General features: G+C 59.9%; 14 protein-coding genes. 4 read left to right on the top strand and 10 right to left on the bottom strand.

Translation table 11 applies throughout. The annotated features are described in order from the left end of the window. Positions 1-1,051: 1,051 nt before the first annotated feature. From F6X37_RS29200 to F6X37_RS29215, 4 genes are all read left to right on the top strand, one after another. A complete protein-coding gene (locus tag F6X37_RS29200) occupies positions 1,052-1,933 on the top strand; it encodes a DMT family transporter (RefSeq protein ID WP_262420070.1) in 882 nt (293 codons plus the stop codon). Positions 1,934-3,107: 1,174 nt separating this feature from the next. Then, complete coding sequence (gene nodC / locus F6X37_RS29205; RefSeq protein WP_187613707.1) at positions 3,108-4,466, top strand: chitooligosaccharide synthase NodC; 1,359 nt, start codon at positions 3,108-3,110, stop codon at positions 4,464-4,466. A 272-nt stretch (positions 4,467-4,738) separates the two neighbouring features. After that, positions 4,739-5,653: a nodulation factor ABC transporter ATP-binding protein NodI gene (gene nodI / locus F6X37_RS29210; RefSeq protein WP_187613708.1), complete on the top strand. Its 915-nt coding sequence runs from the start codon at positions 4,739-4,741 to the stop codon at positions 5,651-5,653. Between the two features lie 3 nt (positions 5,654-5,656). After that, positions 5,657-6,445 carry an ABC transporter permease gene (locus tag F6X37_RS29215; protein ID WP_090811273.1) on the top strand — a complete coding sequence of 263 codons (789 nt, stop codon included), beginning with the start codon at positions 5,657-5,659 and terminating at the stop codon, positions 6,443-6,445. Here F6X37_RS29215 and F6X37_RS37230 read toward each other — a convergent pair. The 10 genes from F6X37_RS37230 to nifE all read right to left on the bottom strand — a co-directional run bounded on the left by F6X37_RS37230 (position 6,435) and on the right by nifE (position 12,526). Beyond that, entirely contained in the window at positions 6,435-6,557 is a 123-nt protein-coding gene (locus F6X37_RS37230) for a hypothetical protein (RefSeq protein WP_262420063.1), read from the bottom strand. The two genes, F6X37_RS29215 and F6X37_RS37230, sit on opposite strands and share 11 nt — an antisense overlap. 79 nt (positions 6,558-6,636) lie before the next feature. Then, a complete protein-coding gene (locus F6X37_RS29220; RefSeq protein ID WP_262420064.1) occupies positions 6,637-7,140 on the bottom strand; it encodes a DUF2325 domain-containing protein in 504 nt (167 codons plus the stop codon). Positions 7,141-7,193: 53 nt separating this feature from the next. Further along, entirely contained in the window at positions 7,194-7,478 is a 285-nt protein-coding gene (locus tag F6X37_RS29225) for a hypothetical protein (RefSeq protein ID WP_410451438.1), read from the bottom strand. Between the two features lie 97 nt (positions 7,479-7,575). Next, the gene (locus F6X37_RS29230; RefSeq protein WP_184038027.1) at positions 7,576-8,136 is read right to left on the bottom strand and encodes a nitrogen fixation protein NifQ; all 561 of its coding nucleotides are present in this window, start codon (positions 8,134-8,136) and stop codon (positions 7,576-7,578) included. A gap of 11 nt (positions 8,137-8,147) precedes the next feature. Continuing rightward, the gene (gene fdxB, locus F6X37_RS29235; protein WP_184038030.1) at positions 8,148-8,462 is read right to left on the bottom strand and encodes a ferredoxin III, nif-specific; all 315 of its coding nucleotides are present in this window, start codon (positions 8,460-8,462) and stop codon (positions 8,148-8,150) included. A gap of 25 nt (positions 8,463-8,487) precedes the next feature. Further along, positions 8,488-8,688 (bottom strand): CCE_0567 family metalloprotein, encoded by a 201-nt coding sequence (locus tag F6X37_RS29240; RefSeq protein ID WP_105512102.1) that lies wholly within the window; start codon positions 8,686-8,688, stop codon positions 8,488-8,490. 24 nt (positions 8,689-8,712) lie between these two features. Beyond that, a complete protein-coding gene (locus F6X37_RS29245; protein ID WP_187613709.1) occupies positions 8,713-9,198 on the bottom strand; it encodes a NifX-associated nitrogen fixation protein in 486 nt (161 codons plus the stop codon). Further along, positions 9,191-9,604, bottom strand: a complete 414-nt coding sequence (gene nifX, locus F6X37_RS29250) for a nitrogen fixation protein NifX (RefSeq protein WP_187613710.1) — start codon at positions 9,602-9,604, stop codon at positions 9,191-9,193. Before nifX ends, F6X37_RS29245 begins: the two co-directional genes overlap by 8 nt. Before the next feature lie 22 nt (positions 9,605-9,626). Beyond that, complete coding sequence (nifN, locus tag F6X37_RS29255; protein ID WP_187613711.1) at positions 9,627-11,018, bottom strand: nitrogenase iron-molybdenum cofactor biosynthesis protein NifN; 1,392 nt, start codon at positions 11,016-11,018, stop codon at positions 9,627-9,629. 50 nt (positions 11,019-11,068) lie between these two features. Then, positions 11,069-12,526 carry a nitrogenase iron-molybdenum cofactor biosynthesis protein NifE gene (gene nifE / locus F6X37_RS29260; RefSeq protein WP_187613712.1) on the bottom strand — a complete coding sequence of 486 codons (1,458 nt, stop codon included), beginning with the start codon at positions 12,524-12,526 and terminating at the stop codon, positions 11,069-11,071. Between the last annotated feature and the right edge of the window lie 495 nt (positions 12,527-13,021).

Raw genomic sequence — 13,021 nt, forward strand, 5'->3', positions numbered from 1 at the left:
CAGCACGGTGCTTCCAGGGCCAAGGCGTTCACGCAAAAAGCAAGAGTAAACGCGACGCGCCGAAAGTTTACAAGCCCCGGTCGATCTCATTGCTCGACGACGGTTTGTTCCGGCCTACGGTTGCGGAGGGCAGACTTGTGTATAAGACGATGCTTTAAACGGCTCATATACCGGTTAATGTGGTGAGGAGAACAAGATGCGATTCCTCGTCCAGTGCAGATCATGTCGCGAACGTTACAAATCCAGCATCTTGAGTTAGATCTGTCCGAATCTCGACGTGTTTGTAAGGCAATGCGTATTAACCACCGCTGAACAATCACCTGTGCGGAAAGGTTATAAGGCCAAAACGGTGTTTTGGCACCCGGATCGCGTAGGTATGTTGGTGCGAGCTTCTTACAACACGGGTTCCGCTGACGGATACATCTCAATGTATCTTCAGTTTGGCACCCTGGTGCCGTAGGCCCGCGAACACCTCCAATAGAGCCTCCCAATCTGTACGTAGGGGCGTTCATTCCATTTGTCGTCGCGTAGTAGCCGACGCTGCGCGACTGGGTCATCCGTCGTGAAGTGTGACAGACCCAATCGCGCGCCAGGACGGGACACGAAGGCACCGCTTGCGACAAACCGCGCGCCGTTTGTCGGGAATCCGACGTCGGCAATGTCAGCCGAGGCAATTTCGCGAAATGCGCCAAAAGTTCGTTCACCGGGGATTTCGAGCTTTCAGGCCGACATGGTGCGAAAGCTGCATGCAGACAGCTATCCGACCTGGGATATTTCGACAAACCGCGACGTCCCGTAACGCGGCTCAATTCCGTCCACGCTGAAATGGCCCCGACAGTTAGCCGGTATGCGCCGTGTGGGCTTCGTTACCACACGCGATCGAGCAGGCACTCCTTTTTCGCGGGACCTTCGCAACATGAGAAAACTTTTCGTGATGACGCGCACAACGAAATTCTGCCTTCTGCGGTATGTCGGTTTGAATTGTGTTACGTTAGGGAATCCTCATATAAGTCACGATTCTTTTGAGACATCGGAGCAGTCTAGCTACAAGTTGGCAACCGAAAATCGGCTTTTTCGCACACGATTTAGAAAGCTGCGCGGGATTGCGTTCATGTTCTACGCGATTCTTCTCTTCGCAATAAGCAATGCGGTTGCGAGGCTCATTCCGGCAAGGTATCCGGCGAACGAGATGATGTTCTTTCGGATGCTATCCGGCTTAATTCCCGCCGCGTTCGTGTTCGCGACTTGTCGCATTCAATGGAAGGAACTGACGATTTATCGCTTAGGCGGTCATTTCATCAGAGCCGTCACAGGGCTTGCCGCAGTGGGATTTTTCATTGCCGGCGTGCCATATCTGCCTTTATCAACCGCTGTAACGCTGAAGGAGACAGAAGCAATCTTTGTCTGCTTTTTCGGCATCGTGTTCTTGCGTGAGCGTTTTCGTCTACCTACGGCGATAGCGTCGATGTCCGGATTCGCGGGAGTCGCGGTGGCTTCCTCACCATTTAGCGCCAATGGTGCGTCGCTGCGCGCAATGATTCTAATTCTGCTGAGTGCTATGTTTAGCGCCGGTTCAGTCATCCAGGTCAAGAGACTCTCGCGAACTGACGAGCCAGCGACAATCGTCTTCTATTACACAATCATAGCGACGATTGTTAGCGGAGTGTCACTTCCCGTCGCTTGGGTAACGCCAGATCTAAGGGATTTCGGGTACATGGTTCTATTTGGACTGACTGCAGGTGTAGCGCAACTTATGCTAACGATCGCAGTCGCGACTGTCGCCACCCCAATCGTCGCCTCATTTGGTTACCTCAGCATTGTATGGGCAATCATTTTCGACTATTTGATTTGGGGGGAGGTCATTTCTCTACAGGTAGCACTCGGAACGGTCATAATTATTGCAAGTGTGCTCTACCTGTCGTGTCGCGCCTAAATGATCCTTTGTGACAGAGCAATCTGCGCATGACCACGACCAGATACTGATATGACTTTCGCAGTCGAGTACCGCAAAGGTGACGACGCGAGCGACAGGACGCGCCGCTCAAGCTCGTCTTCTTCCAGATGTTCGACCGACGCCCAGCCCAGTCCTGCCGCTGTGGCAGGCTGAAGATACTGCTTGATCATCCCCAGACCGACGCTGAGGGCGCCCTGCACGCTGGCGGTGCGTGAGATGGCATGCCCACTTCAGGCGGAGTACTTCCTTGATTTTGCGCATGGTTGTGCGATGAGCCGGCATCGTCGGTCGCTCCAAAAACGGAGCTACCTTAACGCCAGCGGATTGGTCTATACGCTCGAGCGCAACGAGCAGATTTAGATCGAAACCCTTAAAACCCATTTCTCAACATATCCACGCTATAGATGCAAGGCATCAACGCAATCGATTTTACAAATCAATTTTTGTGTTGCACAGTGAAGCCTCTCGTTGCGGAAATCGGAATCGAAGTTGATTGATCGAATACTTCAAATTTATAAGTAGTACGACAATGTTTAGACGTGTCTTCATGATGATCATACTTTTAGATGTATCTCTCGACGCGCCACCTAAGCTTACCGGAACCGTGCCCGTCGCAGCCTTTCGGTTGGGACTATCGACCGTGGATCGACCTACTGGCTCGATAATTGAACGAAACGGTCCAGAGCTGTGAAGGTCCTCAATTGCGTATCCGCGGCGCGCGACGAGTGCCACAATCGCGCCGGATGTCGCGACGTCTACTTAACCTTTGACGACAGTACCAATTCCTTTTTCATACCGAATTTGCTCGATTTACTCGGGCCGTACATGCGTGCCCCGTATGGCATGTGGACCGAAGCAGTGCTCACTACGTCAGCGAGCGCTGGTCTGGCGCCCCTCCACTGGTCGGTAGACCCGCGAGACTGGTCTCGTCCCGGCATGGACGCGATTGTCAGCGCAGTGCTGGCCTCTGTCGGGCCGGGTGCAATTGTGCTCTTGCACGGCGGATGCCCTCCCGATGAGTTGGGACGATGTAATCACGCTGGTCGGCGCGAGCAGACCCTCACGGCGCTTTCCCTCAAGATTCCTGCATTGCATGACCGGGGGTTTGCAATCCGATCGCTTCCTCAACCTCACCGGACGAACCAGATACCCTATGAACATGCTTGCCGCAACTAGCACTGTCGCTGTCTCGTTTTATGCGCTGCTCTCGACTGTCTATAAAAGCACCCAGACGCTTTATGCTCAGCCGACAAACGTGTCATCGCTGTCGGACGGTCTGATCGACTCCGACACTCTGCCGGGCGTGGATGTCATCGTTCCCTGCTTCAATGAGGACCCGCGCACGCTCTCGGCATGCCTGGAGTCCATCGCAAACCAGGACTACGCCGCAAAACTGCGCGTCTATGTGGTCGATGATGGTTCTGCGAATCTCGACGCCGTGAGGCCGGTATACGATGAGTACTCGCGCGACCCCAGATTCAACTTCATTACGCTTCCCCAAAATATGGGAAAGCGCAAGGCACAGATCGCCGCGATACGCTCTTCATCCGGGGAACTGGTACTCAACGTCGACTCGGACACGACGCTGGCGCCCGATGTCGTCAAGAAGCTCGTATTGACAATGCGAGACGCGACGATAGGCGCCGCCATGGGGCAGTTGACGGCCAGCAACCGCAGCGACACCTGGTTGACCCGTCTGATCGATATGGAGTACTGGTTGGCTTGCAATGAAGAACGCGCCGCACAGGCTCGCTTCGGCGCTGTTATGTGTTGCTGCGGTCCATGTGCCATGTACCGCCGGTCCGCGCTCCTTTTGCTGCTAGATCAGTACGAGACGCAATTTTTTCGCGGGAAGCCCAGCGACTTCGGCGAGGACCGTCATCTGACGATTCTCATGCTGACGGCAGGTTATCGGACCGTGTACGTTCACGACGCCATTGCGGCGACAGTCGTTCCAGACAGACTGGGGGCGTATCTGCGCCAACAACTGCGCTGGGCGCGCAGTACGTATCGGGACACGTTGCTTTCGCTGCGCCTGCTGCCCCGTCTCGATCGTTACCTTACGCTGGACGTGATCGGACACAATCTGGGCTCGCTATTTCTCGGCTTATCGCTACTAGCGGGTCTCGCGCAGCTCGCATTGACAGCGACAGTGCCGTGGTGGACTGCCCTGATAATCGCATCATCGACCATGATCCGCTGTAGCGTGGCATCGGTTCGCGCTCGCCAGGTTCGATTTCTTGGCTTTTCTCTTCACACACCCATTAACCTCTTTCTCTTGCTCCCCCTGAAAGCCTATGCGCTGTGTACATTGAGCAATAGCGATTGGCTGTCCCGTGGCTCTGCAGGGAACGTATCGAACGTTCGTGAAAAACAGGTCGATACTCCGAATCCGGTTACAAAGCCGAACGCCACTTCAGCGTCAAGATCTGCGACTCCACACCGTCGGCAGGATCACGCGTGCGAGTCTTCAACATTAGCGACGTCTGACGAAGCATTCGATGGCGATTAGTTAATCGTACATATAGATCTCGAGTATTGCGCCAACCCAGAACCGCCCACCATCGGCACTGGTCCGCTTGAGTGCGATCGTCTCACGCAAAGGCTCGATTGTCGTCTTCCCAACGCCAGTGCATTCACCGAAATCCTGGTACTCCATTGTCAGTAACTCTCGCGCTTGGCAGGCAAGGATCTTCTATCGACCAGGGCGTTTTCAATCGGGCCGCGGCAGCAGAACGGCTTCTTTTTCTCTAAGACGAGTGCGTAATTTTCCTTCTTATCTCCATGTCCAAAGCAGCAATCAGCTTCACCGGCGTAAGGAAGTCATATGGCGACAAGATCGTAGTCGACGGATTGTCGTTCAGCGTCGCGCCTGGAGAGTGCTTCGGTCTGCTAGGGCCAAATGGCGCGGGCAAGAGCACGACGGTGCGTATGGTTCTCGGCATGGCGCCGCCCGACGCAGGCAAGATCATCGTGCTCGGGGAGCCAGTGCCGGCGCGCGCTCGCTCGGCACGTATGAGCATTGGCGTGGTGCCGCAATTCGACAACCTCGAGCCCGGGTTCACCGTGCGCGAGAACCTTCTGGTGTTTGGGCGCTACTTCGGCATGAGCACACGTGAAATTGAAGCGGTCGTGCCGTCGCTGCTCGAATTCGCTTGCCTCGAAAGCAAGGTCGATGCGCGCGTCACCGAACTATCCGGCGGCATGAAGCGGCGGCTGATGCTGGCACGCGCGCTAATCAACGATCCACAGTTGTTGGTCATGGACGAGCCTACAACGGGTCTCGACCCGCATGCGCGCCACCTGATCTGGGAAAGCCTGCGTTCATTGTTGGCGCGCGGCAAGACGATCCTCTTGACCACCCATTTCATGGAAGAGGCCGAGCGGTTGTGCGACCGACTGTGTGTGCTGGAGGAGGGGCGAAAGATCGCCGAAGGCGGGCCTCGCGCGCTGATCGCAGAACAGATCGGGAGCCACGTGGTCGAGATCCGCGGCGGCAATCCGCATGAGCTGCGCACGTTGATCGCGCCGCACGCGCAGCGTATCGAGGTCAGTGGTGGGACCCTCTTCTGCTATGTGTCCGATCCGGAACGGGTGTGTGTACAGTTGCGCGGGCGCGCGGCGCTGCGCCTTTTACAGCGTCCAGCAAATCTCGAGGATGTCTTTTTGCAGTTAACCGGACGCGGGATGAAGGAGTGAACGATGAGAGAGTTTTATGCAGCGGCCCTGCCCGCGAACGTGTGGAACTGGGTTGCAGTGTGGCGCCACAACTATCTGGCATGGAAAAAAGTCGCGTTTGCCTCGATTCTCGGTAACCTTGCCGATCCTATGATTTATCTGTTCGGCCTCGGCTTTGGTTTCGGGATAATGGTAGGTCGCGTCGATGGCGCATCTTATATCGCGTTTCTCGCGGCGGGTATGGTCGCCACGAGCGCGATGACCTCCGCGACCTTCGAAACGATTTACGCAGCTTTCTCTCGCATGCATGTTCAGCGCATGTGGGAAGCGATCCTGTGCACACGGCTCACGCTCGGCGATATCGTTCTCGGTGAACTGGCATGGGCCGCCACCAGGGCCTTTTTTGCCGGCATCGCCGTCATGGTGGTAGCCACCGTGCTGGGTTATGCAGCGTGGTCATCCATTCTCTATGCATTGCCTGCCATCGCCCTGACTGGCCTCGCCTTCGCGAGTCTGGCGATGATCCTCACGGCGCTTGCACCCAGTCACGATTACTTCGTGTTCTATCAAACGCTCGTTCTCACGCCCATGGTGCTCCTGAGCGGCGTGATCTTCCCGATCAGTAAGCTACCTGCCGTTTTTTGCGACGTAGCGCGCTTCTTGCCGCTCGCACATTCCGTCGACCTGATCCGTCCCGCGATGCTCGGACGCCCGGTGGGCAGTGTTGCCTTGCATATTGGCGCTCTCTGCATTTGCACGGTGTTGCCGTTCTTTCTGTCGGTGGCGCTGTTACGTCGACGCCTCATGTCTTAATGCCAGCTATGGCCGGCGCATTACGCACGGTTTGCGTCAGCGCATCGCGCGCGTCGCCGTCGGGGTTCTCGACGTTGAGGAAAAGGCCGTAGCGTTGTGCGGAATCCGACATGGCAGGCCCTCTCGTGGAAAGACCACGTCAAAGGCAAGTTTTGCGCCCACATCTCGCGGTACGTAAAGTCATGACGACGTCAGCCATGCCTCAGGCAGAAGCGCGACGCTGCGACCACGCCGTGCGGCTGGGCAGGCCGAGCCCGCAACACGCCCGCGATGAAGCTCGTCACGCTCGACGAACGCAAAGCGGACCACGGCGCGCGGTGACGCGCGCACAATCGCCGCAGCGCGACCAGCGAGTCCGGGTCGATCAGATCCAATGGGCACAGCACCCGGTAGGCGCCTGACAGCAAAGCCTCGAAGCCTTCGGCACGGCTATCGTCGTCGATGGTCCCGGTGTGATGAACGAACTCGCCTCCGGCCGCCTCCACCAGCGCACGCAGCACGGCGTTGATGCTTGGCCGCCCGCCCACATAAACCCATCGACGCCCGCTCAATGCGCGCGTCAATGCGCGCTCGTCGAGCAGCGCCTGCTCAACCGCGAACAACTCGTGCTGCAGGCTCGCGACATGCGCCCGCGCGCGCTCCAGCGACAGGCTCGCACTGCTGTCGGGAAGGCATGTGCCGCGGTTCTGATTCATGACGGGCTGCGCTTCGGATCGCACCGTTACGGCAACGGCAGGCGGGATGGGTCTCATGGCGAGCGCCTCGTGGCATGGCCCGCAAGCCGTTCGCCCGCTGCCGGAGTGAGAAACCAGCTACGCACCGTGTCGTACGTGTAGCGCGTCCGGCCGGCATGACGCGCGTGCGGCGTCAGCCGATGCTCGGACAGCGACTTCGCCCTGCCCCAGAAGTCGGCGCGCAGCGCGGGCGGGAAACCGACGTCGTCGAACGCGTGCCAAAGTTGAATCAGCCAAGGTTCGCGGCCCTCTTCGTCAAACAGCAACGGCGGCCCGAAAGCCCGCCTGCAGATGCGCATGCCGCTCGCCGTAATACAGCAGCCCGCCGCAGGACTCGACCACGAAGTCGGCCACCCGCGACGCGACACAATCGAAGCGGTGACCGACGCGTGCTGCCTACTCCGCTCTAAAGCAAAGCGCATGGTCCGAACAGACGCCACAACTCGGCGCCTTGCAGATGAACAGGCCCTCGCGCTCGCACAGTTGCTTGTAGAAGAACTTCTTCCACTTCATGTCATGCGTATTCTTCGCGGCCAGCCGCGGAAACCAGTGGCTGATCAATGCGGACAACTCGCGCCGCGACGGCAGAAGCAGGTCTTGCCAAAGGTGGTTTTGCCCGAGGCTCGCGCAGGCCAATGCATGGGCCACGCAGTTCGCCTCGTCTGCCGGGCCGGCGCGGGGATCGGCATGGTGATTGAGCAACGCCACCAGGTCTTCCAGTTCGTCGCCACGCGGCATCGTGGCGGGCGACAAGACGCACGTAAGACCGAGCGCCGAGCCGGCACCCGGGAACCAGCGCGCGAGCATCCGGCGCGTCTGGTCGGCGTCCAGTCCGGGCATCGGCAGCACATCGACGCCGTGGTGCTCGAACCCGCTCGACAGCACGCCGGCCAGTGCCAGCACGGTGGGATCGCCCGCATCCACCGCACACGCCATCAGGGTTGCATAGGCGTCCATCGCGGCATCGCTCAGAGAACGGCCGCCGCGTGCGTGTAGCACTTTTTCGGGCAGATCTTCGCGCACGCGGTGCAGCCGACGCACAGTTCCCGATGCACGATAATCATCACCTTCTTCTCGTACTCGTCGTCGTCTTCGTCTTCGTCGTCGCCGTCCAGTGCGACGTGCGCGCCGTCCTCGTTAAGCCCGACGAGTTGCAGCACGCCACGCGGACAGACACGGAAACAACGTCCGCAACCAATGCATTTTTCTTCGTCGAGCCTGTTGACGAACGTCGGCGTCCAGGTGGCGCCGCTTGGCAGCGTAACGCTGAAGGTATCGCTCATGATGTGGCTCCATGGCTTCGCTGGTTCAGGCCGCTGCCGCAGCGGCAGCCTTGCGGGCTGCCATCAGCGCGGCGTGGGCGTCATGGCAGCGCTGGGCGACAGCGAGAATGTTCTCCCAGTTGGTCGGGAGTTCCTCTGAGAGGTCGTGCAGGTCCAACTTCGCCCGGGTCGCTTGCGCGTTGAGTTTCTTCAGGTGCGCCTTGAGTTCATCGGCATCGGTGCTCATCGTCTCGGTCCCCTCACGATTCCTTCAGGCGCCGTACTGTGCGACGGCGGGGTACATCCGGATCACCTCGACCGCTTCGTCGAGAAGCTTTGCGCCCGCCTCGGCGAGCGTCTCCAGCGAAGCGAAGCCGAACCGGTGTACGTCGCGCAACTGCTTGTTGACGACAACGAGCCGCCCCGCGATCAACACCATGCGGCCGAAGCCCTCGTGGCTCATCTTCATCATCGGCGAAACCATTTGGCCGGTCTCACGCTCGATCGCCACCGCAATCGCGCTATAGAAAAGCTCGAGCCGCCACAGCGTTTCGGGGTCGGGGTCGCCCATGATCGGAATCGCGCGGCGTTCCTCCGGCGTGTGGATGTACGGCTTGAGCAGTTGCAGGTCGGTCTTTCCGTCCCACACGCCGTGGGTGTCCTGCGCGCGCAACTGCCTGACGAGCTGCTGCACGAACGGTGCGACCAGCAGCATTTCGTCGCTGGCCTTGGACGGAATTGCGGATGTTTCAGCCATGGGATACCTCATCGTCTTCAAAGTCGTATACACGTTCGCCATCCTTCGCCAGCGCCTTGCGCAGCCACGGCGGCGGCGTGCCCTTCAGCACCTGTTGCAACTTGCCGAGAGTCTCCTCGATGGACTCGGGCCGCGGCACCTTGATCGGATGAATCTTCAGCGCAACCACTCGAGCCGCGGCCGAGCCGCCGATTGCGGCGACGTACAGGATCGCGCAATCCTTGATGGCTTCGAGCTTGGGCGCGAGCTTGTCCTCGTCGCCGTCCTCTTCGAGCTTGTCACCAAAGTCGAACGCCTCGACGAACTGGTAGCCGTCCGGTGTGACGTCGTAGGTGACGATGCTCCTCGCCCAGCCAAAATGCGCATCGACGAACTGCCTGTCCTGGGTAGCGAACGCGATCTTCATGCTGTGTGCTCCTTTAGGTGGGTCAAGCACCGGCCGCGACGACAGGAATGTTCGCTTCGCACGCCGGATCGCGCGCGGCCAGATCGATAGCGGCCTGCGGCAGCGGCCAGTCGCCCGGATCGTGATGCGGAATCTGCTCGATCATCAGGTTGGCGATCTCAAAGATCAGGTTCATCGTGCCGCGGTAGCCGACGTAGCGTCGATGTGCGTTTCCAACCCGGTCGAAGACCGGAAAACCGATCCGGAAGAGCGGCTTTTGCAGGTGCTCGGCCATCTGCCTGCCGTGCGAATGGGTGATCAGCAGGTCGCAGTCCACCGCGGCGCGCTCCATGTCTTCGAGATCGCCGATCACGACCTGATCAGCGGGCAGCAACGCGTGCGCGCGCGATCGCGTCGTGCTGATGCAGCAGCGCAACTGCGCGCCCATCTCGTGCAGCATGCTGCCGAGCGCGAACAGCAGATCGGGCTCTGCGCCGATCGCGACCTTGATGCCTCCGGTGTAGAAATGGCCGTCTAGCATCGCATCGAGCAATTGGCTGCGCTGACGCCGGTATTTCGCGGGAACGGGTCGTCCGGAGCGCTGCGCGAGCAATTGCAGCAGACGATCGTTGGGTTCCAGTCCGGTGAGCCGCCCGAACACTTCGAACGGTGTGCCGGCGATAGCATGCAATGCCTCGGCGCCGTCGCGCGTCTGCTCGCCCACGCCGATCGTAAATGCCGATGCACCCGCGGCCCGGATCTCCGCGAGCGTGGTACCGCCCAGTGTGGTGCCGCGCCAGTCCGGCGCGATATGGCCGTCGAGCGAGCCGGAAATGTCGGGCAGCACGATGACATCGAAGCCGAACGCTTCGATGATCTCGCGCAGTTCGTCGATGTCGCCAGGCGACAGATGGCTGCCGGGCAGCAGCGTCACCTGATTGGCCACCGTTGGCAAGGCCTTGACCAGCGCGTTGACGATGCCGGTAATCGCATGCCGGTAGCCGTCTTCGAATGCGCCGACATAGTCGGGGGTCGACACATAGACGATCTCGGTGTCGTTGAGTTCGGGCTTGCGCTTGCGCACGGTAACGAGATAGCCGTCCACGTCGTCGCCCTCGGTCTCGGTGAGACCTGTTGAACAGATCGCGATGACCTTCGGCGCAGCGCGCTTGCGGATGTTGAGCAGCGCGGCCTCGATGTTCTCGTAGCCGCCGAGCACCGCGGTGACTTCGTCCATGGCTGTCGTCTGCAGCGGGATCGCCTCCCTGAAGTGGCGCACCAGCAGCACGAGGCCGAACGACGTGCAGCCCTGCGAGCCGTGCATCACGGGCATGCAGGCATCGAGCCCAAGGAACGCGAGGCTCGCGCCCAGCGGCTGGCTCATCTTGAGCGGATTGACCGCACAGGCTTTCATAGATTCGACGACATCGGCCATGGCATGTTCTCGAGTTCGGGGGCGTCAGGTCGGTATACCGGGTTCGAGGCTCATCGCCCCCACCCCGCGGCGCTCGACAGCGGGCGCGCGGCTTGCGCCTGGACCACACCGAGCGCTCCCCCGTCGTCGCCCCACGGAGCAGGGATCCGCACCTGTTGCCACACCGGGTTGTAGATCGCGCGGTCGATCTCATGCACCAGCTCGACGATCCCCTCGTAGCCGCCATAAGGGTGGTGGCGTTCCTGATTGATGTCGAGCCACGGTATGCGGGCCTTCAATGCGACGAACTGTGAGCGGCCACCCGACAGCATGATGTCGGCCCGCGCGTCCCTGAGCATCGCGTACATCTCGCGCGGCGTCATGCCGTCGATCATGTGGGCGTCGTCGCCCATGATCTCCCTGATCTTGTCCTTGTCTTCCTTAGTGCTCTTCTTGACGCTGGTGCCGACGATTTCGAGCCCTGCTTCCTGCAGCGCGGAAACCACCGACCAAGACTTCACGCCACCTGTGATGAGCAACACCCGCTTGCCGGTAAGGCGCGCCCTGTAGTGCGCGATGCGCTCCCACGCGCGCGCTTCCTCGGCGGCGATCAGGCGCTCGGTACGCTCGAGCAGATCGTCCGGCGCGCCCTGCTGCACGAGCAGGCTGGCGATATGGCGCAGCGTGTCGCTCATGTCGCCGATCCCATAGAACGAGCCCTCGAAGTAAGGGATGCCGTAGCGCCGCTGCATCTTTGTCGCGATGTTGATCATCGACTTCGAGCAGACCATCATGTTGACCTTGGCGCGATGCGAACTTGCGATCTCGTTGTAGCGCCCGTCGCCGGAGATGCACGAGAGGATACGGATGCCTAGCGCGTCGAGCAGCGGCTTGGTCTGCCAGAGTTCGCCCGACAGGTTGTATTCGCCAATGACGTTGATGTCGTACGGCGTCGTGTACTCGGGCTCGCGCGTGCCGATCACATGGTTGAGGATCGCCTCGCCGCCAAGCTTGTTGCCCAGATTCTTCGGCCCGGCGAAACCGGGGGAAATGACCGGAATCACCGGCTTGCCAAATTGTTCGGTGGCGCGCTTGCAGACTGCCTCGATGTCGTCGCCGATCAGCGCAGTGACGCAGGTCTGGTAGACGAACACTGCGGGCGGATCGTATTTCTCGATGATTTCGCGCACGCTCCTGAACAGGCGCTTCTCGCCGCCGTACACCACGTCGAGTTCGTTGATATCGGTGGTGAAGCCGGTGCGATAGAGTTGCGAACCGGACGAAGCGGCGTGCCGGTTGTCCCACGAGTTACCTTCACAGGCAATTGGCCCGTGCACGAGGTGTGCGACGTCCACCACCGGCTGCAAAGCGATCTTCGCGCCGTCGAACGCGCACCCGCCTGCGGCCGAACCCGGCGAAAGCTGCTTCGTGCAGCCCCTTTTGCGCTCCTTCTCGCTCTTGCCTTGATTCCTGTCGCAACCCGGCTCGTCGAAAACTTCGGCGATTTGGGCATTGAGCGAAGCAGACATGACGTGCTCCTGATGGATGGACGTTTCTCTAGTGGCAAGTTCCATACCACCGGGAAACGCCTTGAAAACGTGCCAATTGGCGCTGAAGCAGTCGCTCGCGCGCATCGCAATGGCGGGTTTGAACGGTCTGCGACAGACGGTTCGCGACACAGAGAACCACAACACACGTTCACTGCCTGCCTTGCCGTTCCGTATGGAGCAGGAACCGTGCGATCGCATTCGCGCGCGCCTCCAGCAACGCATCCGGCCCCAAGGGGTCGCGAACCGCCAGGTAAGCAGTCAGCGCGTGGCGCATCCGTGGAGCTTTCGCGTAGTCCCACCGCACAGATCGACAGGTACTCTGCCCGTCCGTTCGCATCGGAAACGTCGTCGACCAGAGCGAGCAGTTCGCGCGGCGTTACCTCGTCATTGATCTCCGCGAGGCTCAACGGGTCGGACGCCGCCACCTCGCGCTCAAAGTCGTCGTAGGCGACAACTGGTTGCGGGTTTCTCAAG

This window comes from Paraburkholderia sp. 31.1, assembly GCF_014397645.1.
Classification (GTDB): Bacteria; Pseudomonadota; Gammaproteobacteria; order Burkholderiales; family Burkholderiaceae; genus Paraburkholderia; species Paraburkholderia tuberum.